This window comes from Streptomyces sp. CA-179760 (assembly GCF_050937045.1).
In the GTDB taxonomy this organism is placed as follows: domain Bacteria; phylum Actinomycetota; class Actinomycetes; order Streptomycetales; family Streptomycetaceae; genus Streptomyces.
Window position 1 is genome coordinate 6,932,380 of sequence record NZ_JBNJLZ010000001.1, and the last position, 20,597, is coordinate 6,952,976.

Sequence of the window (20,597 nt, forward strand, 5' to 3'; positions counted from 1 at the left end):
GTCCGCTCCCGCCGTTCACCCGTAGGTCAGCGGAAAGACAGCGCCCTCCGGCTCCATGGGGGGCGCATCCGCAGATCTTCGATCTTCCAGACTTCGAGAAAGATTCACAGACTCATGGCGAACTACACCGCCGCCGACGTCAAGAAGCTCCGTGAGCTCACGGGCGCCGGCATGATGGACTGCAAGAAGGCGCTGGACGAGGCCGAGGGCAACGTCGAGAAGGCCGTCGAGGCGCTCCGCATCAAGGGCCAGAAGGGCGTCGCCAAACGCGAAGGCCGTTCCGCCGAGAACGGTGCCGTGGTCTCGATCATCGCCGACGACAACTCCTCCGGTGTCATCGTCGAGCTGAAGTGCGAGACGGACTTCGTCGCCAAGGGTGACAAGTTCCAGGCCGTGGCCACCACCATCGCCGAGCACGTCGCCAAGACCTCCCCGGCCGACCTCGAGGCCCTGCTCGCCTCCGAGATCGAGGCCGGCAAGACCGTCCAGGCGTTCGTCGACGAGGCCAACGCCAACCTGGGCGAGAAGATCGTCCTGGACCGCTTCGCGCAGTTCGGTGACGGCTACGTGACGGCGTACATGCACCGCACGATGCCCGACCTGCCCCCGCAGATCGGTGTCCTCGTCGAGCTGGACAAGCCCAACGCCGAGATCGCCAAGGGCGTCGCCCAGCACATCGCCGCCTTCGCGCCGAAGTACCTCTCCAAGGAGGACGTGCCGGCCGAGGTCGTCGAGTCCGAGCGCCGCGTCGCCGAGGAGACCACCCGCGCCGAGGGCAAGCCCGAGGCCGCCCTGCCGAAGATCGTCGAGGGTCGCCTCAACGGCTTCTTCAAGGACGCCACGCTGCTCGGCCAGCCCTACGCGCTGGACAACAAGAAGTCCGTTCAGAAGGTCCTGGACGAGGCCGGTGTCACCCTGAAGCGCTTCTCGCGCATCAAGGTCGGCATCTGAGTCCGTACCGCGATCGACGCCCGACCCCGATAGGGTCGGCAGCAGTCGTCCGTGTACGCCGTCACATGGGTGGCGGACGACAGCAGATCTGACAAGGAGGCCATTGCCGTATGGGATGCGAAACACGCCCCACCGGCAATGGCCTTCTTGGTATGTGCAACACGTGAAAGAGGCGGAATCCCCCATGACCACCAAGCCCCAGAAGAGCGACGACGGCAAAGTGCGCGGCCGGTTTCTGCTGAAGCTGTCCGGAGAGGCCTTCTCCGGTGGCGGGGGCCTGGGCGTCGACCCCGACGTGGTGCACAAGATCGCCCGCGAGATCGCGGCCGTCGTGCGTGACGGCGCGCAGGTCGCCGTCGTCATCGGCGGCGGCAACTTCTTCCGCGGTGCCGAACTCCAGCAGCGCGGCATGGACCGGGCCCGCTCCGACTACATGGGCATGCTCGGCACCGTCATGAACTGCCTCGCCCTCCAGGACTTCCTGGAGAAGGTCGGCGTGGAGACGCGTGTGCAGACCGCCATCACCATGGGGCAGGTCGCCGAGCCGTACATCCCGCTGCGCGCCGTACGGCACCTGGAGAAGGGCCGCGTGGTGATCTTCGGCGCCGGTATGGGCATGCCGTACTTCTCCACCGACACCACCGCCGCGCAGCGCGCCCTGGAGATCGACGCCGAGGCGCTGCTGATGGGCAAGAACGGCGTGGACGGGGTCTACGACTCCGACCCGAAGACCAACCCGGACGCGGTCAAGTTCGACCACCTCGGCTACGGCGAGGTCATCACGCGCGACCTGAAGGTCGCCGACGCCACGGCCGTCACGCTGTGCCGCGACAACAAGCTCCCGATCGTGGTCTTCGAGCTGCTGGCGGAGGGCAACATCGGACGCGCCGTCAAGGGTGAGAAGATCGGCACGCTCGTCGGGGACGCGGCCGGCCGGGACTGAGGGCCGACCCGCACCACCCCGTCCGGGGGACGGGCGGGACGGAGCCGGGCCGGGGGATGGACAATGTCCTGCCGGTCGGGAACCGTGCAGGAAGAAGACGCGACGCAGCCGGCCGCCGCCCCACATGGAACCGCAGCCGGGCCTACTTCAAGACACGCAGGAGCAAGTGGTGATCGAAGAGACCCTCCTCGAGGCCGAGGAGAAGATGGAGAAGGCCGTCGTGGTCGCCAAGGAGGACTTCGCCGCGATCCGCACCGGCCGTGCGCACCCGGCGATGTTCAACAAGATCGTGGCCGAGTACTACGGCGCGCCGACGCCGATCAACCAGCTGGCTTCGTTCTCCGTGCCGGAGCCGCGCATGGCGGTGGTGACCCCGTTCGACAAGACGGCCCTGCGCAACATCGAGCAGGCGATCCGTGACTCCGACCTGGGCGTCAACCCGAGCAACGACGGCAACATCATCCGGGTGGTGTTCCCCGAGCTGACCGAGGAGCGCCGCCGCGAGTACATCAAGGTCGCCAAGAGCAAGGGCGAGGACGCGAAGATCTCGATTCGCTCCGTGCGCCGCAAGGCCAAGGAGGCCATCGACAAGCTGATCAAGGACGGCGAGGTCGGCGAGGACGAGGGCCGCCGTGCGGAGAAGGAGCTCGACGACACCACCGCGAAGTACGTCGCTCAGGTGGACGAGCTCCTGAAGCACAAGGAAGCGGAGCTGCTCGAGGTCTGATGAACGACTCTTCCTGGGGGGCGCCGCAACAGGCCGGGTACTGGGGGCCCACCGACCAAGGGCATGGCCACGGGCACGTCCAGAGCCCGGGCCACGTCCAGAGTCCTGGCCATGGGCACGTCCAGGGGGCCGCTCCGGCGGGTCCCGCATACGATGCGTATGAAGCGCCTCAGACTCGCCCCATGCCCATCGTGCCTGACGTAGCCGACCACGGCGAAAACCAGGATGACGGCCGGAGGGCTGCTCGGCTGAGCGGCCCCCCGGTCCGAAACGAGACGAATCCGGAACCCATGCCCGACGCCTCGCAGCCGGCACCCAAGCCGCCGAAGAAGAGCGCGGGCCGCGACCTGAGTGCCGCGATAGGGGTCGGGGTCGGGCTCGGTGCGGTGATCGTCGCCTCGCTGTTCGTCGTCAAGGCCGTGTTCGTCGGCGTCGTCGCGGTCGCCGTCGTGGTGGGCCTGTGGGAGCTGACCAAGCGGCTGGACGAACGCAAGGGCATCCGCGCGCCGCTCGTTCCGCTCGCGCTCGGCGGTGCCGCGATGGTCGTCTCCGGGTACGTCCGGGGCGCCGAGGGCGCCTGGGTCGCCATGGCGCTCACCGCGCTGGCTGTGCTCGTCTGGCGTATGACGGAACCGCCCGAGGGATACCTCAGGGATGTCACCGCGGGTGTCTTCGCGGCGTTCTACGTGCCCTTCCTGGCGACGTTCGTCGCGATGATGCTGACCGCGGACGACGGGCCGCAGCGGGTGCTCACCTTCCTGCTGCTCACGGTCGTCAGCGACACCGGTGCCTACGCCGTCGGCTGGCGCTTCGGCCGGACCAAGCTCGCCCCGCGCATCAGCCCCGGCAAGACCCGCGAGGGCCTGCTCGGCGCGGTCTCCTTCGCCATGGTCGCGGGCGCGCTGTGTATGCAGTTCCTCATCGACGACGGCGCCTGGTGGCAGGGCCTGGTGCTGGGCCTCGCGGTCGCGGTCACCGCCACGCTCGGCGACCTCGGCGAGTCCATGATCAAGCGGGACCTCGGCATCAAGGACATGGGCACGCTGCTGCCCGGTCACGGCGGCATCATGGACCGGCTGGACTCGCTGCTGCCCACGGCTCCAGTGGTGTGGCTGCTGCTCGTGCTCTTCGCGGGATCCGGCTGAACGGACCTCGTCCAGTGAGCTCCCGTCCTTGTGGGCGGGAGCTCACTGTCGTTCCGGCCCTGCATCGAGTCGCTCCGGGGAGGCACCGACGGGCGCCGAGTGGGACGATTCAGGTGTAGGTCGCAAAGGGGGACATCATGTCCATCATTCGACAGAGCATCGATGTCGACCGGCGTCCCGAGGACGTCTACGACTACGTCATGGACACCCCGCGGATGCCGGAGTGGCAGCTGAGCGCCGTGTCCGCGGAGCGCCTCGACGAAGGGCCCCTCGGTATCGGCTCCCGGTTCCGGGTCACCCGGCACGTCGGCCGCCGTGTGATGCCGATGACCATGGAGGTCGTCGAGTACGACCCGCCCCACACCTGGGGCATGCGCGGTGTCGACGGCCCCGTACGGGCACGGGTGCACGGCGAGGTCGAGCCGTTCGACGAGGGGCAGCGCTCGCACGTGACGATCGAGATCGACTTCGAGAGCCACGGCGTCGGCAAGATCCTGGTTCCGCTCGTCATGCGCCCCCAGGTCCGCAAGGAACTCCCGCGCAACGAGCAACTCCTCAAAGACCGGCTGGAGCACGCGGGCGCGTAGGGCGTATTCCCTCCGGTGTCGCGGGTGGAGCGGGCGGGGCACGGGCCACCGTCGGCGATCTGCGACACTGGTTGAGCCATGCCTAAGCCCGGAGAACTCACATTCGTCGCCCCCCGCGGAGCCAAGAAGCCGCCGCGGCATCTCGCTGATCTCACTCCTGCCGAGCGCAAGGAGGCCGTCGCGGCTGTCGGGGAGAAGCCGTTTCGTGCCAAGCAGCTCTCGCAGCACTACTTCGCGCGGTACGCGCACGAGCCGGAGCAGTGGACCGATATTCCGGCCGGTGCTCGCGGGAAGCTGCGGGAGGCGTTGCTGCCCGAGCTGATGAGTGTCGTGCGGCATCTGTCGACCGACCAGGGCACCACGCGCAAGACGCTGTGGCGGCTGTTCGACGGGACGCTCGTCGAGTCCGTGCTGATGCGTTATCCGGACCGGGTGACCATGTGCATCAGCTCGCAGGCGGGGTGCGGGATGAACTGCCCGTTCTGTGCGACCGGGCAGGCGGGTCTGGACCGGAATCTGTCCACCGCCGAGATCGTGCATCAGATCGTCGACGGCATGCGGGCGCTGCGGGACGGGGAGGTTCCCGGTGGTCCGGCGCGGCTCAGCAACATCGTCTTCATGGGCATGGGCGAGCCGCTCGCCAACTACAACCGGGTCATCGGGTCCATCCGGCGGCTCACCGACCCCGAGCCCGACGGGGTGGGGCTCTCGCAGCGCGGGATCACCGTCTCGACGGTCGGTCTCGTCCCGGCGATTAACCGGTTCGCCGACGAGGGCTTCAAGTGCCGGCTCGCCATCTCGCTGCACGCCCCCGACGACGAGCTGCGCGACACCCTCGTCCCCGTGAACACACGGTGGAAGGTCCGCGAGGTGCTGGACGCCGGGTTCGAGTACAGCGCCAAGTCCGGGCGGCGGCTGTCCATCGAGTACGCCTTGATCCGGGACATCAATGACCAGGCCTGGCGCGGTGACCGGCTCGGCCGGATGCTCAAGGGCAGGCCCGTGCACGTCAACCTCATCCCGCTGAACCCGACGCCCGGGTCGAAGTGGACGGCCTCGCGGCCCGAGGACGAGAAGGCGTTCGTGGAGGCCATCGCCGCCCATGGTGTGCCGGTGACGGTCCGGGACACCCGTGGACAGGAGATCGACGGGGCGTGTGGTCAGCTCGCGGCCACCGAACGGTAGTCTGACCGGCGTAAGAACATCTGCATATCCGACACCTGCATATTCCGACAGGGGAGCGCCACAGCGCTGAGAGTGCGGCACACGGCCGCAGACCCTCCGAACCTGGCCCAGGTCATTCTGGGTAGGGAGATCGGTCATCACTCGAGCTGTTGCGTCCTGCCCGGGATCCCCCGAGTTCCCGGGCAGGACCGCGTCTTCTCCTGGTCATCCAGGAGGAATCCAGTGAGTAACAAGAGCAAGCGGCTGACGGCTGTGGTCGTCGGGCTCGGCATGGCCGGCACGCTCGCCGCGTGCGGGTCGTCCGGTGACGGCCAGGGGTCCGGTGACTCCAAGACCGTGACCCTCGTCAGCCACGACTCGTGGGCCGTGTCCAAGGGCGTCATCGCCGCCTTCGAGAAGCAGTCCGGCTACAAGGTCGACGTCCTGGAGGACGGCGACGCCGGGCAGGCCGTGAACAAGGCGATCCTGACCAAGGACAACCCGCAGGGCGACGTCTTCTTCGGCGTCGACAACACGCTGCTCTCGCGGGCGCTCGACAACGGGCTGTTCCAGCCGTACGAGGCGAAGGGTTCCGAACAGATCAAGGCCGAGTACCGAGCCGACCAGGACAAGCACCGGGTCACGCCCGTCGACACCGGCGACATCTGCGTCAACTACGACAAGAAGTACTTCGCCGACCACGAGCTGGAGCCGCCGAAGAGCTTCGAGGACCTGGTCAAGCCCCAGTACAAGAACCTGCTCGTGACCGAGAACGCCTCCGCTTCCTCGCCCGGCCTCGGGTTCCTGCTCGGCACCGCCGCGAAGTACGGCGACGAGGGCTGGGAGGGCTACTGGAAGAAGCTCAAGGCCAACGGTGTGAAGGTCGTCGACGGCTGGGAGCAGGCCTACAACGAGGAGTTCTCCGGCTCGGCCGGCGGCAAGAAGGCCAAGGGCGAGAGGCCGCTCGTCGTGTCGTACGCCTCCTCGCCGCCCGCCGAGGTCATCTTCGCCGACCCCAAGCCGGGCACGGCACCGACCGGGGTCGCCGAGGGCACCTGCTTCCGGCAGGTCGAGTACGCCGGGCTGCTGAGCGGCGCGAAGAACACCAAGGGCGGCAAGGCGTTCCTGGACTTCCTGGTCAGCGAGCGGTTCCAGGAGGACATGCCGCTCAACATGTTCGTGTACCCGGTGCGCGAGGGCGCCCAGGTGCCGCCGGAGTTCGTGAAGTTCGGGCCGCAGGCCGCGGATCCCGAGACCATGGACCCGGCGAAGATCGCCGACCACCGTGACCAGTGGGTCAAGTCGTGGACCTCACTCGTACTGAAGTAACCGATGCGGCCGTCCGCAAGGACCGGCGCGGGAGCGCGGCGCGGTTCGGGCTCCTCGCCCTGCCCGTCGCGTTCTTCGCGGCCTTCTTCGCCTACCCCGTCGCCGCGATCGTCGCGCGCGGACTGAAGGTCGACGGGGTCTGGCGGTTCGGGCGGATCGGGGAGGTGCTGGCGCAGTCCGACGTCCGGCACGTCCTGTGGTTCACCACCTGGCAGGCTCTGGTCTCCACCGCGCTCACCCTGGTGATCGCGCTCCCCGGCGCGTACGTCTTCGCCCGCTTCGAATTCCGGGGCAAGCAGGTCCTGCGGGCGATCGTGACCGTCCCGTTCGTGCTGCCCACGGTCGTCGTCGGTACGGCGTTCCTGGCGCTGGTCGGGCGGGGCGGGCTGCTCGACCAGCTGTGGGGCGTACGGCTCGACACCACCGTGTGGGCGATCCTGCTCGCGCACGTCTTCTTCAACTACGCGGTCGTCGTACGGACCGTCGGCGGGCTCTGGGCGCAGCTGGACCCGCGGCAGGAGGAGGCCGCGCGGATGCTCGGGGCGTCCCCGACGAAGGCCTGGCGGCAGGTGACGCTCCCGGCTCTCGCCCCGGCCGTGGCCGCCGCCGCGCTCATGGTCTTCCTGTTCACCTTCACCTCCTTCGGTGTCGTCCAGATCCTCGGCGGGCCCACCTTCTCGACCTTGGAGGTGGAGATCTACCGGCAGACGTCGGAGATCTTCGACCTGTCCACGGCGGCCGTGCTGACGCTGATCCAGTTCGTCGCGGTGGGCGCGATCCTCGCCCTGCACGCCTGGACCGTACGGCGGCGGGAGACCGCGCTGCGGCTGGTGGACGCGTCGGTGACCGCGCGCCGGCCGCGCGGCGCCGGGCAGTGGGCGCTGCTGGGCGGGGTGCTGCTCACGGTCGTCGTGCTGCTTCTGCTGCCGCTCGCCGTGCTGGTCCAGCGGTCCCTGGACGCGCCCGGCTTCGGCTACTACCGTGCGCTGACCAGGGCGGACGGCGGGATCTTCCTGGTGGCGCCGATCGAGGCGATCGGTAACTCGCTGGGGTACGCCCTCGCCGCCACCGTCATCGCCGTGGTGATCGGCGGTCTTGCCGCCGTCGCACTCACCCGCAGGGACGCCGGGCGGTTCGTGCGCGGCTTCGACGCGCTGCTGATGCTGCCGCTCGGGGTGTCCGCCGTGACCGTCGGCTTCGGGTTCCTGATCACCCTCGACGAGCCGCCGCTGGACCTGAGGTCCTCGTGGATCCTGGTGCCGCTCGCGCAGGCGCTGGTCGGGGTGCCGTTCGTCGTGCGGACCATGCTGCCCGTGCTGCGGGCGGTGGACGTGCGGCTGCGGGAGGCGGCCTCGGTGCTGGGGGCCTCGCCCTGGCGGGTGTGGCGGGAGGTGGACCTGCCGATGGTACGGCGGGCGCTGCTGATCGCGGCCGGCTTCGCCTTCGCGGTGTCGCTCGGGGAGTTCGGCGCGACGGTGTTCATCGCGCGGCCCGACAACCCGACGCTGCCGGTGGCCGTGGCGCGGCTGCTGGGGCGCCCCGGGGAGCTCAACTACGGCCAGGCGATGGCCCTTTCGACGATTCTGATGGCGGTGTGCGCCGTGGCGCTGCTGGTGCTGGAGAGGCTCAGGACCGCCGACCGGACAGGGGAGTTCTGATGCTGCTGGCACTGGAGGGCGCGACGGTCCGCTTCGGCGGGCGGGCCGTGCTGGACGCCGTCGACCTGGAGGTCGCCGAGCACGAGATCGTGTGCGTACTCGGGCCCAGCGGCAGCGGCAAGTCGACCCTGCTGCGGGCGGTGGCCGGGCTGCAGCCGCTCGACTCCGGGCGGGTGTCGCTCGACGGACGCGACCAGGCGGGCGTGCCCGCGCACCGACGCGGGGTCGGGCTGATGTTCCAGGACCACCAGCTTTTCCCACAGCGGGACGTGGGCGGCAATGTCGCCTTCGGACTGCGGATGCACGGGGCGTCCAAACGGCAACAGGTCGAGCAGGTAAGGGAGTTGCTGAACCTCGTCGGGCTGCCCGGCGCGGACCGCCGGGCCGTCGCCGTGCTGTCCGGCGGGGAGCAGCAGCGGGTGGCGCTGGCCCGGGCCCTGGCGCCGAGCCCCAGGCTGCTGATGCTGGACGAGCCGCTGGGGCAGCTCGACCGGTCGCTGAGGGAACGGCTGGTCGTGGAACTGCGCGAGCTGTTCGGCCGGTTGGGCACGACCGTGCTCGCCGTGACGCACGACCAGGGGGAGGCATTCGCACTGGCCGACCGGGTCGTCGTGATGCGGGACGGGCGGATTGCCCAGTCCGGTACGCCGCTTCAGGTGTGGCAGCGGCCGGCCGACGCGTTCGTGGCCCGCTTCCTCGGCTTCGAGAACGTCGTCGAGGCGACGGTGGGTGCGGAGGCCGCGGACACGCCGTGGGGCAAGGTTCCGGTGCCGGAGGGCGCACCGCAGGGCACACGGACCCTCCTGGTGCGGCCCGCCGGCGTACGTCTGGTGCCCGCGGGCGAGGGGCTGCGCTGCACGGTGACCGCCCGCACCTTCAAAGGCACCCACGTCGCCGTCCGCCTCCAGCCCGAGGGTGCCCCGCACCTGGAGGCGGCGTGCGCGCTGCGGGCGGCGCCCGAGGTCGGGGACGAGGCCGGGGTGGAGTTCGACGCGGCGGAAATCGCCGTGCTCGACTGATCGCCGCCCGCCTATGGTGCGGGCATGACCCTCCTCGCGCACGACCGCTACTGCGACGAAATCGCCCACCAGGTCGCCCTGTTGAGGTCGGTGGTGACCTCCGGGACGGACTTGGCCGCCACCGTGCCGACCTGCCCGGAATGGTCGCTGGAGGAGCTGGTCCGGCACACGGGCGGCGCCCTGCGCTGGGTGGAGCTCATGGTGCGGACCCGGGCCCAGGAAGAGGTGCCCGAGGAGCAGGTGCCGGATGCCGAAGGGCCCGAGGTCCGGGGTGACGCCGCCGCGCTGGACGTGTGGCTGGGGGAGGCGGGCGAGCAGGTCGTCGCCGCGCTGCGGGAGGCCGGGCCGGACGCGAAGGTGTGGGGCTGGGCGGGGATCCTCAACGCCGGGTTCTGGGCCCGCCGGATGACGCACGAGATCACCGTGCACCGCGCGGACGCCACGCTCGCCGCCGGGCTGCCCTACGAGGTCGCGCCCGACGTCGCCGCCGACGCGATCGACGAGTGGCTGCAGATCGTGGAGTACGTACAGCGGACGGACCCGCACGACATCGCGGCGAGGGAACTGCGCGGCCCGGGCCGCAGCATCCACCTGCACGCCACCGACACCGGGCCCGAGGTGAACGCCGAGCGCAGCGAGACGGGGGTCCCCCCGCCCGAAGGGTGGGGGAGGCTGATCGTGCTCACCGAGGACGGTGTCACCTGGCGCCGGGGCCACGAGAAGACCACGGTCGCCCTGCGCGGGCCGCTGACGTCCGTCCTGCTCGCGTTCTACCGGCGGCTGCCGCTGGACGCTCCTGAGCTGGAGGTGCTGGGGGAGCGGGAGGTGCTGGAGTTCTGGCTGGAGCGGGCGTCGTTCGGATAGGGCGGTGGCCCGCCCCCGTGAAGGGGACGGGCCACCACCGTGCACGGACGCGCGGGCGTCAGCTGTCGCTGTTCGCCCCACGACGGCGCATGCCGAAGAACACCGCGCCACCACCGACGACGACCAGGGCCGCCGCGATGCCGGCGATGATGCCGGTGTTGGAGTTGGCGCCGGTCTCGGCGAGGTTGGAGTCACCGGCCGGGCCGGGCGCGTTGCCCGCCGGCGTGGTGCTCTCGCTCTCCGACGGCGTCGGAGCCGGGGTGTCGGTCTCCTCGGCCGGCTTCGAGGGGAGGCCGACGGGGTCGGCGTGGCCGGGGGAGTCGAAGCCGGGGGCTCCTCCTCCTTCTTGCAGGCCGTGGCCGGGGTGACGAGGTTCGGCTTGATGTCCTCGTCGACGTACGGAGTGGCCTTCACGTGGATGCGGTACTCCGCGTTGGGCTTCCAGTCCTCGGCGAAGGTGATGGTGGTGCCTTCGCGCGAGCCCTTGACCTCCTGCTCGCCGACCTTCTTCGCGTCGGCACCGTTGTTCTGCAGGTACACGGTGACGGTCGCCTTGATGCCGGCGGGGTCCACGTCGGTGACGGTGATGACGCCCTTGTCGCCGTCACACTTCGCCTCGGCGGAGAACTCGTTGATGTTGCAGGCGAGCGCGTTGCCGGCGGTACCGAGCGCGAGCGCGGCCGAGGCGGATACGACACCGAGGATGCGCACGGCACGTGCGCGGCGGGATACGGACAGAACTGCCACGTTTGTCCTTTACAGGATGTGTTCAAGCGGGGGCTGAGGCAGTGGTGACGGAACATCAGCACTACCTGGAGACTCACAGGTCTATAAGCGCCGCATAAGTAGTGTCAACGCATATGCAGCTTGCAAGCACTTGCTTTGCCTGCTTATTAACCGCCGAGGCGTTTCAACGCCTCCGGCGCCTCCTCGATCCGCTCGACCAGCGCGATCCGCGCCTCCATCGAACGCCCCCTGGCCAGCGACTGGAGCAGCGGCCACGTCGGCAGCTTCTCCGTCCAGTGCGCGCGGTTCACGAGCACCATGGGCGTCGGCTCGCCGCGCGACTCATAGTAGTTCGGCGTCGCGTTGTCGAAGATCTCCTGTACGGTTCCGGCGGCGCCCGGCAGGAACACCACACCCGCGGTCGACCGGGCCAGCAGGCCGTCCTCGCGGGTGGCGTTGGCGAAGTACTTGGCGATGTGCGAGGCGAAGGCGTTCGGCGGCTCGTGGCCGTAGAACCAGGTCGGGATGCCGACGGAGCGGCCGCCCTGCGGCCAGCGGGCGCGTATCTCGAAGGCGGCCGAGGCCCACTGGGTGATCGAGGGAGTGAAGTGCGGCGCCTTGCCGAGCAGTTCGAGCGACTCGGTGAGCATCTCGTCGTCGAACGGGGCCGCGTACGCGCCGAGGTTGGCCGCCTCCATCGCGCCCGGGCCGCCGCCGGTGGCGACCGTGAAACCGGCGCGGGCCAGTTCGCGGCCGAGCCGCGCCGCTCCCGCGTACTCCTCGGTGCCCCGGGCCATGGCGTGGCCGCCCATCACGCCCACGACCCGGGCACCGGACAGGAGTTCGTCGAGCGCGTCCGAGACGGAGTCGTCGTGGACCGCGCGCAGCATGGACGCGTAGATGTCGCCGTCGGCCTTCGTGCGCTGGAACCAGGCGTAGGCGCGGGCGTCGGGCGTGGCCTCGTAGCCGTCCGGCAGGGAGGCGAAGAGCTCGTCCGGCGAGTAGACCAGGCCGCGGTACGGATCGAAGGGCAGATCCGGGACGGGCGGGAAGACCAGGGCGCCGTCCGCGCGTATCTTCGCGGCCGCGTCCTCGCGCATCGCGCAGCCGAGGAAGATCGCGCCCGCCGTGTCCGTGGTGAGGAGTTCGCGCGTACGGTCCGTCAGGTCGACGGCCTGGACGCGGTGACCGGCGAGTGTGCCGCGCGCCGAGACGGTCGCGTCGAACTCCTCGAGCGTCTCGATCTCACGGTCGTCATGGTGGGCCGCATGGGCGGGCATCGTCTGCACCCGCCCATGCTGGCACAGCGCGTCTCAGCCCTGGACGGCCGCGGGGTCCATCCAGATGACCTCGAAGGTGTGGCCGTCCGGGTCGTCGAAGGCACGGCCGTACATGAAACCGTGGTCCTGGGTCTCGCCGGAGACGGAGCCGCCGGCCGCGACAGCCTTCCCGACCAGCTCGTCCACCTTCTCGCGGCTCTCGGCGCTCAGCGCGATCAGCACCTCGCTGGTCGTCTTCGAGTCCGCGATCTCCTTCTTCGTGAACTGCCGGTACTTCTCCTCGGTGTGCACCATCACGACGATGGTCTCGCTGATCACGACCGAGGCGGTGGTGTCGTCGCTGAACTGCTCGTTGATCGTGTAGCCGAGCTCCGAGAAGAACTTCTTCGAGGCGGCGACGTCGCTGACACACAGGTTCACGAAGATCATCTGCTGGTACATGTGCGGTCTCTCCCATCGGGGCCGTGCTATCGGGTCCGTGTCGTTACGCGGGGATAGACCGCGGGCCCGCGCGGAACTCATCGCGGTCCGGAGATTTTTTTCGTACGAGTTCTCGGACGGGCCCTCAGCGCGCCAGCGGCAGCGCCGCCAGCTCCGCGACCGTCAGGGTGAGCGGGGCGAACAGGGCGAGCAGCGCGCCCGCGCGCAGGGCCGCGGCACTGCGCAGCATGGTCGCGGGGGCACCCAGCCGCAGCAGCGCGGAGGTGGTGTCGGCGCGGGCCTGCCGGGCCTCGACGGCCGCCGTCAGGAGCGTCGCCACGGTGCAGCCGGTCACGAGGAGCACGCCGAGGAGGGTGAGCGGACCGAGCGACAGTCCGTCCGGGGCGTGCAGCAGCACCATCGCGTAGGTGGCCGACAGCACCGCGCAGACCACGCCCAGGGGGCGGCCGATGCGGGTGGCCTCCGTCATGAGGATGCGGCCGGCCAGCAGCCGCAGGGCGCCGGGGCGGGCCGACTGGAGCAGCCGGCCGCACAGGTGGGTCAGACCGGGACCGGCCAGGGCCAGGCCGACGGCGGCCAGCGTCCAGCCCGCCATGACGCCGGGGGAGGCGCCGGAGAAGGTGAGGTCGGGCGCCCTGGGGGCGGTACGGCTCGCGTAGGTCTCCATGGCGAGCCCCGCGGCCAGGACGGTGGTGCCCCAAGGGAGGCCGGAGGGGGCGGCGGTGGGGGCACCGTCGGCCGTGACGGCGTCCGGCAGCACCGCCGCGGAGGCCGCGGCGGCGTTGGTGGTGTCGGCGGTGTCCGGTGCCGCGGCGTGCCGGACGGACGGCTGAGCGGGTTCCTCGATCGTGCTCACCGCGCTCACAACGCTCACCGCGATCCCGGGGTCCCCGACTGCCGCCGCCGAGGCCGGTTCACTCGTCCGAGCCGGTGGGGGCGTGCTCTGCTGCCCGGCGGGAGCGCCCCCGGGCCGGTTGATCTGCCGGCCGAAGCGGCCGTACGCCCCGAAGGAGTCGAGCGGGCTGGTGCGCCGGTACGCGCCGAAGCGGCCGTACACCACCCGGGCCGCCGCGGCCGCCTTCTGCTCCCTGGGCCGCAGCGCCAGCACCACCGCGAGCGACGCGCCCCCGGGCACGAGCGTCAGCAGCGTCAGGGCCCCCGGCAGCGGCAGTGGCTGGTCCGCCGCGAGGGCCTCGGCCGCCGCGCCGTCGAACGGCATACCCGTCAGATCGCCCCGCAGGTGCAGGAAGAGCAGCAGGGCCAGCATCGAGCCCAGGGTGCAGGACAGGGCCGTCGTCGTCGCCGAGACGGCCATCAGGCGCACTGGGCCGAGGCCGATCGCGGAGAGGCCGGTGCGGGGCTTGGTGCCGGGGTCGGCGCGGGCCACCGCGAGGGCGAAGTACACCGTGGCGGCGAGGGGTGCCGCGCACCAGGCCAGGCGCAGCAGGGCGGCGCCGGGGTCGCCGGGGTGGCCCAGCGCGTAGCCCAGGGCGCAGAGCAGCAGGAAGTTCGTGCCCGCGGAGGCCGTCGCGACCAGCAGGCGGCGCAGCTGGACGGCGGGGTGGGCGGCGCGGGTCAGACGGAGAGCGAGCACGCCGCCCGGCCTTCCGGCTCGGTGGTCTCCGCGACCGGCGGCAGGTGCACGGTCCGCACGCGCCGCCCGTCGAGCAGGAAGACCGTGCGGTCGGCGAGGGCCGCGGTGTCCGGGTCGTGGGTGGCCAGGACGACCGTGATGCCGTGCGAGCGGGCCGCCGTGGTGAGGGTGCGCAGCGCGTGGGCGCGGTCGGCGCGGTGCAGGGGCGCTGTCGGCTCGTCGGCGAACAGGACCGAGGGCGACGGGGCGAGGGCGCGGGCGATGCACACCCGCTGGCGCTCGGCCTGCTTCAGCTGGTGCGGGCGCTTGCGGGCGCCGTCGCCGATGTCCAGGCGCTCCAGCCACTCCAGGGCCGCTCGCTTGGCGCGGTGCCGGCTGGTGCCGCGCAGCATCAGCGGCAGGGCGGCGTTCTCCCAGGCGTTGAGTTCCGGCACCAGCGAGGGGACCGGGTCGATCCAGCCGAAGCGGTCGCGGCGCAGCCGCTCCCGGGTGAGGGCGCCCATGGTGTGCACGGGCACGCTGTTGAACCAGACCTCGCCGCGCCGGACGGGCGCCAGACCGGACAGGCACCGCAGCAGGGTCGTCTTGCCGCTGCCGCGCGGGCCGCTGACGGCGAGGATCTCGCTCTCCCGGACGCCGAGGGAGACGCCGCAGAGCGCGGGCGAGCCGTCGTGGTGCTGGAAGTGCAGGGCGCGTGCCCAGAGCACGTCGTTGTCCGGCGGGGCCTCCATGCGTACACCTCGGTTCAGATCCGTAGTTCCCGTGCCATCCCCCGTGCGGGGGAACGAAGGCGGGGCCGATCAGTCACTGGGCACGCTAGGCATCAAGGGGCTGGACGCCGGACAGCACGCGGCCCCGGGCCGCCGTTTCTCACTCGAACGGGCGGCACCGGGGCTGGTGTTGATCGTCCGATCAGACGATCGGAGCGACGACGCTCAGAGCTTCGTCCAGGCCTCCGTGAGGGTGGCCCGCAGGATCTGCTCGATCTCGTCGAACGTCGACTGGTCGGAGATCAGCGGCGGGGCGAGCTGGACGACCGGGTCGCCGCGGTCGTCGGCGCGGCAGTACAGGCCGTTGTCGTACAGCGCCTTGGAGAGGAAGCCGTACAGGACGCGCTCGGTCTCCTCGTCGTCGAAGGACTCCTTGGTGTTCTTGTCCTTGACCAGCTCGATGCCGTAGAAGAAGCCGTTGCCGCGGACGTCGCCGACGATCGGCAGGTCGTGGAGCTTCTCCAGGGTGGAGCGGAACGCGCCCTCGTTGTCGAGGACGTGCTGGGGGAGGTTCTCGCGCTCGAACAGGTCGAGGTTGGCGAGGCCCACGGCCGCGGAGACCGGGTGGCCGCCGAAGGTGTAGCCGTGCAGGAAGGTGTTGTCGCCCTTGTAGAACGGCTCGGCCAGGCGGTCGGAGATGACGCAGGCGCCGATCGGGGAGTAGCCCGAGGTCATGCCCTTGGCGCAGGTGATCATGTCCGGGACGTAGTCGAACTTGTCGCAGGCGAAGATCGTGCCCAGTCGGCCGAAGGCGCAGATGACCTCGTCGGACACGAGCAGTACGTCGTACTGGTCGCAGATCTCGCGGACGCGCTGGAAGTAGCCGGGCGGGGGCGGGAAGCAGCCGCCCGCGTTCTGCACCGGCTCCAGGAAGACCGCGGCGACCGTGTCCGGGCCCTCGAAGAGGATCTGCTGCTCGATCTGGTCGGCGGCCCAGCGGCCGAAGGCCTCCGGGTCGTCGCCGAAGAGCGGGGCGCGGTAGATGTTGGTGTTCGGGACCTTGTGCGCGCCCGGGACCAGCGGCTCGAACGGGGCCTTCAGGGCCGGCAGGCCGGTGATGGACAGGGCGCCCTGGGGGGTGCCGTGGTAGGCGACCGCGCGGGAGATGACCTTGTGCTTGGTGGGCTTGCCGGTCAGCTTGAAGTACTGCTTGGCGAGCTTCCAGGCGGTCTCGACGGCCTCGCCGCCGCCGGTGGTGAAGAAGACCTTGTTCAGGTCGCCCGGGGCGTGGTGTGCGAGACGCTCGGCCAGCTCGACGGCCTTGGGGTGGGCGTAGGACCACACCGGGAAGAACGCCAGCTCCTGCGCCTGCTTGAAGGCGGTCTCGGCGAGCTCGACACGGCCGTGCCCGGCCTGCACCACGAACAGGCCGGCGAGACCGTCCAGGTAGCGCTTTCCCTGGTCGTCGTAGATGTAGGTGCCCTCGCCCCGGACGATGGTGGGGACGGGGGCCTTCTCGTACGACGACATGCGCGTGAAGTGCATCCACAGGTGGTCGTACGCGGACTGGGAGAGGTCCTTGCTCACGGCTATCGGGTCCTCACGGTTATCGGGTTCCCCACATGTAGGTCTGCTTCTTGAGCTTCAGGTAGACGAAGCTCTCCGTCGAGCGCACACCGGGCACGGCCCGTATGCGTTTGTTGATGACCTCGAGGAGGTGGTCGTCGTCCTCGCAGACGATCTCCACCATCAGGTCGAAGGAGCCGGCGGTCATCACCACGTACTCGCATTCGGGCATGGCCGTCAGCGCGTCCGCGACCGACTCCACGTCGCCCTCGACGTTGACGCCGACCATCGCCTGTCTGCGGAAGCCCACGGTGAGCGGGTCCGTGACGGCGACGATCTGCATCACGCCCTGGTCGAGCAGCTTCTGGACGCGCTGGCGCACGGCCGCCTCGGAGAGGCCGACGGCCTTGCCGATGGCGGCGTACGGCCGGCGGCCGTCCTCCTGGAGCTGTTCGATGATGGCGAGGGAGACGGCGTCCAGCTGGGGCGAGCTGCCGTTCCTGGACTCGCGGGAGGACTCGCGGAGTTCCCGCGGCCCCTTCTGCTCTGCGCTTCGACTGGCCACGAGCTCACTGTGCACGAGGTCTCGTCACTTCCGCAAGGCGTGATCGATGAAATCCGTTGTTTTGCTTGCCGAAGCCTGCGGATTCCGCACGAATGAAGGGAGTGGGGGTGTTGAAAACGTGGACCTGGCGACTAGGGTGGGTGTCTCAAGTACTGGACATCCGAACTGGAGGGCCGGCAGTGAGCACCGAGCTTCGTCGTCTGCGCAATTACATCGGCGGTGAGTTCCGGGACGCCGCCGACGGACGGACCACCGAGGTGGTCAATCCCGCGACGGGTGAGGCGTACGCGACCGCTCCGCTGTCCGGGCAGGCGGACGTGGACGCCGCGATGGCGGCGGCCGCCGAGGCCTTCCCCGGCTGGCGCGACACCACGCCCGCCGAGCGCCAGAAGGCACTGCTGAAGATCGCGGACGCCTTCGAGGAGCGCGCCGAGGAGCTGATCGCGGCCGAGGTGGAGAACACGGGCAAGCCCATCGGGCTGACCCGCTCCGAGGAGATCCCGCCGATGGTCGACCAGATCCGCTTCTTCGCGGGCGCGGCGCGGATGCTGGAGGGCCGCTCGGCCGGCGAGTACATGGAGGGCCTGACCTCCATCGTCCGCCGCGAGCCGGTCGGTGTCTGCGCACAGGTCGCGCCGTGGAACTACCCGATGATGATGGCCGTGTGGAAGTTCGCCCCGGCGCTCGCGGCGGGCAACACCGTCGTCCTGAAGCCGTCGGACACCACCCCGGCCTCGACGGCCCTGATGGCCGAGATCATCGGCTCGATCGTCCCCAAGGGCGTCTTCAACGTCATCTGCGGCGACCGCGACACCGGCCGCCTGATGGTCGAGCACGACACCCCCGCGATGGCCTCCATCACCGGCTCGGTGCGCGCCGGCATCCAGGTCGCCGAGTCCGCCTCCAAGGACGTCAAGCGCGTCCACCTGGAGCTGGGCGGCAAGGCGCCCGTCGTGGTCTTCGAGGACACCGACATCGCCAAGGCCGTCGAGGACATCTCCGTCGCGGGCTACTTCAACGCGGGCCAGGACTGTACGGCCGCCACGCGCGTGCTCGTCCACGAGTCCATCCACGACGAGTTCGTCTCCGCGCTGGCCAAGGCCGCGTCCGAGACGAAGACCGGGCAGCCGGACGACGAGGACGTGCTGTTCGGCCCGCTCAACAACCCCAACCAGCTCAAGCAGGTCGAGGGCTTCATCGACCGGCTGCCCGCGCACGCGCGCGTGGAGGCCGGCGGCAAGCGCGTCGGCGACAAGGGCTACTTCTACGCGCCGACCGTCGTGTCGGGCCTGAAGCAGACCGACGAGATCATCCAGCAGGAGGTCTTCGGCCCGGTCATCACCGTCCAGTCCTTCTCCGACGAGGAGCAGGCCGTGACGTGGGCCAACGGCGTTGAGTACGCGCTCGCCTCCTCCGTGTGGACCAAGGACCACGGCCGCGCCATGCGCATGTCCAAGAAGCTCGACTTCGGCTGCGTGTGGATCAACACCCACATCCCGCTGGTCGCCGAGATGCCGCACGGCGGCTTCAAGAAGTCCGGCTACGGCAAGGACCTCTCGTCGTACGGCTTCGACGACTACACGCGGATCAAGCACGTGATGACGTCGCTGGACGCGTAGTCACCGGTCAGGCTCGACGGCCCCGGACGGTTGGTTTCCGTCCGGGGCCGCCGCGCGCTCAGGAGCTGTTCGCGCTCGACGGGCCGAAGAACTCGATCTCCGCGATGGCGACCTGCTTCTTCGCCGAGATGCCGTGGGCGGACTCGATGGTGAAGCGGACGGCGGTGACCTCGCCCACGCGGAAGGCACGCCGCTGGGGGCCCGCGCCCTGGTCGAGGGTGATCTGACGGGTCGACTTCTTGCCGTCGGCCCCGGTGATCGTCGCCTCGAGACGGTGCGGGAGCGCCGACTCGCGGAGCTTGTCGGGGCGGATGGAGACGCCCGGCGTGATGATCAGGTCCAGGAGCCGGGTCGGCTGGTCGAAACGGGCCTCCACCCACTGGCCCTTGCCCGACTCGGAGACGCCCGGGCCCCACCAGGTGTCGTTGAGCTTGTCGAAGGCGAGGTCCGGCTTGTGGCCCGGGAAGTGGCGGGACGCGGCGTAGCGGTCCGGGGACACCTCGGCGCGCTTGGTGAAGTGGTCGCGGGTGGCCTGGACGCCCTGGGGGATGTTGATCACCAGAACGATCAGCAGGGACAGCACGATCACGATGCCCAGCCAGGACAGGACGCGGTCGAAGGCACGGCGCAGCCGGGGGCGGTCGCCCGCCCACGGTGCCTCCTGGCTGCCGAACGGGCCGAACCGCCGCCACCAGGGGAGCCGGCCCGGGCCGGCCGGTCCGTCGCCGGCCATGGGCATCGCGCACCGGGCGCAGAAGTGCCGCTCCGGCCGGTTGCGGGTGGCACACCAGGGGCAGGGGGCGCCGCCGTCCATGCCGTGTTCCTGACCGGGGGCGCGTACGGCCTGCGGGCGCTGGGGGTCGGGGCGGCCGGGCAGGACCGGGGTGACGGAGGGGTGCGGCTCGGGCTGGGGCTCGGGGTCGCCGACCGGTATGAGGAGGCTGCGGGCGCGGTCGGTCATGCCGTGCGTGTCGGAGCCGGAGCCGGAGCCGGAGGCCGAGCCGGCGTCGGCGGGGTGGTGCGGGTTCTGGGTGGCCGGGGGGATGGGCTCGGTGGGGGCGGTTTCGTCCGGGAAGCGGTCGGTCGGGGAAGGAGTGCCGGGGCCGGTGGTGTCGTGGTGAGGGGCGGTTCCGGGACCGGTGGTCGTGTCCGGGTGAGCGGTGGTGCCGTGGCGGGCGTGGGTGCCAGGGCTCGGCACGGTGGTGCCGGGTGTGCCGGGGTGGTCGCCGTGCCGGGCGGCGGCCGCGCCGGGGGCAGGGTCGGATGCGCGGGGGTCGAGCCGGCCGTGCGGGTGGCGGCCTGGTGCGTCGCCGTGCCGGTGCCGAACCGGTCGCGGGGCGTCTGGGCCAGACCCGTCCCGCCGTCCGGCCGGGCGAAGGCGTCCCAGCCGGGCTCGGGCGAGGGGGACGGGGAGGCGCCGCCCGGCTGACCGTCGGGCCTCACGTGGCCGGTGGGCGCCGAAGCCCTGGAACCTCCGGCGGGTCCGGTGGTCCCGGAGCCTCCGGCGGGCTCGGACGCCCGGGCCCGCCCGGTGGACTCGGGCTCGCCGGCGGTCTCCGAGGTCCGGGAGGGGCCGGTCCGCTCAGCCGCCCGGCCCGGGGCGGATGGCCGGGAGGACTCGGGCGGCGCGGACGCCCCGGCGCGGGGGCCGGTACTGCCTGCGGGGCGGTCCGTCCAGCTCAGTACCGCCCCGCAGGCGTCGCAGAAGG

The 20,597-nt window shown here is 70.7% G+C and carries 18 protein-coding genes, 1 pseudogene and 1 riboswitch; of the genes and pseudogenes, 11 read left to right on the forward strand and 8 right to left on the reverse strand.

The window, feature by feature from the left end; genetic code table 11:
• The first annotated feature begins 114 nt into the window (after nt 1-114).
• From tsf to ACQEV8_RS31755, 10 genes are all read left to right on the forward strand, one after another.
• Nucleotides 115-951, forward strand: a complete 837-nt coding sequence (gene tsf / locus ACQEV8_RS31710; RefSeq protein WP_432966992.1) for a translation elongation factor Ts — start codon at nt 115-117, stop codon at nt 949-951.
• Nucleotides 952-1,135: 184 nt separating this feature from the next.
• Nucleotides 1,136-1,894 (forward strand): UMP kinase, encoded by a 759-nt coding sequence (gene pyrH / locus ACQEV8_RS31715; RefSeq protein WP_382830877.1) that lies wholly within the window; start codon nt 1,136-1,138, stop codon nt 1,892-1,894.
• Nucleotides 1,895-2,063: 169 nt separating this feature from the next.
• The gene (frr, locus tag ACQEV8_RS31720) at nt 2,064-2,621 is read left to right on the forward strand and encodes a ribosome recycling factor (RefSeq protein WP_432966995.1); all 558 of its coding nucleotides are present in this window, start codon (nt 2,064-2,066) and stop codon (nt 2,619-2,621) included.
• Complete coding sequence (locus tag ACQEV8_RS31725) at nt 2,621-3,766, forward strand: phosphatidate cytidylyltransferase (RefSeq protein WP_432966997.1); 1,146 nt, start codon at nt 2,621-2,623, stop codon at nt 3,764-3,766. Before frr ends, ACQEV8_RS31725 begins: the two co-directional genes overlap by 1 nt.
• Nucleotides 3,767-3,903: 137 nt before the next feature.
• Complete coding sequence (locus tag ACQEV8_RS31730) at nt 3,904-4,353, forward strand: SRPBCC family protein (protein ID WP_432966999.1); 450 nt, start codon at nt 3,904-3,906, stop codon at nt 4,351-4,353.
• A 78-nt stretch (nt 4,354-4,431) separates the two neighbouring features.
• Nucleotides 4,432-5,538: a 23S rRNA (adenine(2503)-C(2))-methyltransferase RlmN gene (gene rlmN, locus ACQEV8_RS31735; protein ID WP_432967001.1), complete on the forward strand. Its 1,107-nt coding sequence runs from the start codon at nt 4,432-4,434 to the stop codon at nt 5,536-5,538.
• Between the two features lie 39 nt (nt 5,539-5,577).
• A riboswitch (TPP riboswitch) is annotated at nt 5,578-5,684 on the forward strand.
• A gap of 124 nt (nt 5,685-5,808) precedes the next feature.
• A complete protein-coding gene (locus ACQEV8_RS31740; RefSeq protein ID WP_432973144.1) occupies nt 5,809-6,846 on the forward strand; it encodes a thiamine ABC transporter substrate-binding protein in 1,038 nt (345 codons plus the stop codon).
• Nucleotides 6,822-8,504 (forward strand): ABC transporter permease, encoded by a 1,683-nt coding sequence (locus tag ACQEV8_RS31745; RefSeq protein WP_432967003.1) that lies wholly within the window; start codon nt 6,822-6,824, stop codon nt 8,502-8,504. The genes ACQEV8_RS31740 and ACQEV8_RS31745 overlap by 25 nt, the downstream gene beginning before the upstream one ends.
• A complete protein-coding gene (locus ACQEV8_RS31750) occupies nt 8,504-9,523 on the forward strand; it encodes an ABC transporter ATP-binding protein (RefSeq protein ID WP_432967005.1) in 1,020 nt (339 codons plus the stop codon). Before ACQEV8_RS31745 ends, ACQEV8_RS31750 begins: the two co-directional genes overlap by 1 nt.
• Before the next feature lie 24 nt (nt 9,524-9,547).
• A complete protein-coding gene (locus tag ACQEV8_RS31755) occupies nt 9,548-10,387 on the forward strand; it encodes a maleylpyruvate isomerase family mycothiol-dependent enzyme (RefSeq protein ID WP_432967007.1) in 840 nt (279 codons plus the stop codon).
• Nucleotides 10,388-10,445: 58 nt separating this feature from the next.
• On the opposite strand, the pseudogene ACQEV8_RS31760 reads toward ACQEV8_RS31755, so the two are convergent.
• The 7 genes and pseudogenes from ACQEV8_RS31760 to ACQEV8_RS31790 form a co-directional block, all read right to left on the reverse strand.
• Nucleotides 10,446-11,134, reverse strand: a pseudogene (locus ACQEV8_RS31760) (LAETG motif-containing sortase-dependent surface protein).
• A 146-nt stretch (nt 11,135-11,280) separates the two neighbouring features.
• On the reverse strand, nt 11,281-12,402 hold the full coding sequence (locus ACQEV8_RS31765) for an LOG family protein (RefSeq protein ID WP_432967009.1): 1,122 nt from the start codon (nt 12,400-12,402) through the stop codon (nt 11,281-11,283).
• Between the two features lie 24 nt (nt 12,403-12,426).
• Nucleotides 12,427-12,834 (reverse strand): VOC family protein, encoded by a 408-nt coding sequence (locus ACQEV8_RS31770; RefSeq protein ID WP_432967011.1) that lies wholly within the window; start codon nt 12,832-12,834, stop codon nt 12,427-12,429.
• 124 nt (nt 12,835-12,958) lie between these two features.
• A complete protein-coding gene (locus tag ACQEV8_RS31775; protein ID WP_432967013.1) occupies nt 12,959-14,428 on the reverse strand; it encodes a hypothetical protein in 1,470 nt (489 codons plus the stop codon).
• Nucleotides 14,410-15,159 carry an ABC transporter ATP-binding protein gene (locus ACQEV8_RS31780; RefSeq protein ID WP_432967015.1) on the reverse strand — a complete coding sequence of 250 codons (750 nt, stop codon included), beginning with the start codon at nt 15,157-15,159 and terminating at the stop codon, nt 14,410-14,412. Before ACQEV8_RS31780 ends, ACQEV8_RS31775 begins: the two co-directional genes overlap by 19 nt.
• A 204-nt stretch (nt 15,160-15,363) precedes the next feature.
• Nucleotides 15,364-16,731, reverse strand: a complete 1,368-nt coding sequence (locus tag ACQEV8_RS31785; RefSeq protein ID WP_432973147.1) for an aspartate aminotransferase family protein — start codon at nt 16,729-16,731, stop codon at nt 15,364-15,366.
• A gap of 13 nt (nt 16,732-16,744) precedes the next feature.
• Nucleotides 16,745-17,284 carry an Lrp/AsnC family transcriptional regulator gene (locus tag ACQEV8_RS31790; RefSeq protein WP_432967017.1) on the reverse strand — a complete coding sequence of 180 codons (540 nt, stop codon included), beginning with the start codon at nt 17,282-17,284 and terminating at the stop codon, nt 16,745-16,747.
• Between the two features lie 164 nt (nt 17,285-17,448).
• Here ACQEV8_RS31790 and ACQEV8_RS31795 point away from each other — a divergent pair, with 164 nt between their 5' ends.
• Nucleotides 17,449-18,888 (forward strand): gamma-aminobutyraldehyde dehydrogenase, encoded by a 1,440-nt coding sequence (locus ACQEV8_RS31795; RefSeq protein WP_432967019.1) that lies wholly within the window; start codon nt 17,449-17,451, stop codon nt 18,886-18,888.
• 58 nt (nt 18,889-18,946) lie between these two features.
• On the opposite strand, the gene ACQEV8_RS31800 is transcribed toward ACQEV8_RS31795, so the two are convergent.
• Nucleotides 18,947-20,086: an NADase-type glycan-binding domain-containing protein gene (locus ACQEV8_RS31800; protein WP_432967021.1), complete on the reverse strand. Its 1,140-nt coding sequence runs from the start codon at nt 20,084-20,086 to the stop codon at nt 18,947-18,949.
• Between the last annotated feature and the right edge of the window lie 511 nt (nt 20,087-20,597).

Excerpts from the sequence above, each read along its gene's own strand:
- tsf (WP_432966992.1), top strand. The coding sequence starts at position 115 with ATGGCGAACTACACCGCCGCCGACGTCAAGAAGCTCCGTGAGCTCACG.
- pyrH (WP_382830877.1), top strand. The coding sequence starts at position 1,136 with ATGACCACCAAGCCCCAGAAGAGCGACGACGGCAAAGTGCGCGGCCGG.
- ACQEV8_RS31725 (WP_432966997.1), top strand. The coding sequence starts at position 2,621 with ATGAACGACTCTTCCTGGGGGGCGCCGCAACAGGCCGGGTACTGGGGG.
- ACQEV8_RS31730 (WP_432966999.1), top strand. The coding sequence starts at position 3,904 with ATGTCCATCATTCGACAGAGCATCGATGTCGACCGGCGTCCCGAGGAC.
- rlmN (WP_432967001.1), top strand. The coding sequence starts at position 4,432 with ATGCCTAAGCCCGGAGAACTCACATTCGTCGCCCCCCGCGGAGCCAAG.
- ACQEV8_RS31740 (WP_432973144.1), top strand. The coding sequence starts at position 5,809 with ATGGCCGGCACGCTCGCCGCGTGCGGGTCGTCCGGTGACGGCCAGGGG.
- ACQEV8_RS31750 (WP_432967005.1), top strand. The coding sequence starts at position 8,504 with ATGCTGCTGGCACTGGAGGGCGCGACGGTCCGCTTCGGCGGGCGGGCC.
- ACQEV8_RS31755 (WP_432967007.1), top strand. The coding sequence starts at position 9,548 with ATGACCCTCCTCGCGCACGACCGCTACTGCGACGAAATCGCCCACCAG.
- ACQEV8_RS31770 (WP_432967011.1), bottom strand. The coding sequence starts at position 12,834 with ATGTACCAGCAGATGATCTTCGTGAACCTGTGTGTCAGCGACGTCGCC.
- ACQEV8_RS31780 (WP_432967015.1), bottom strand. The coding sequence starts at position 15,159 with ATGGAGGCCCCGCCGGACAACGACGTGCTCTGGGCACGCGCCCTGCAC.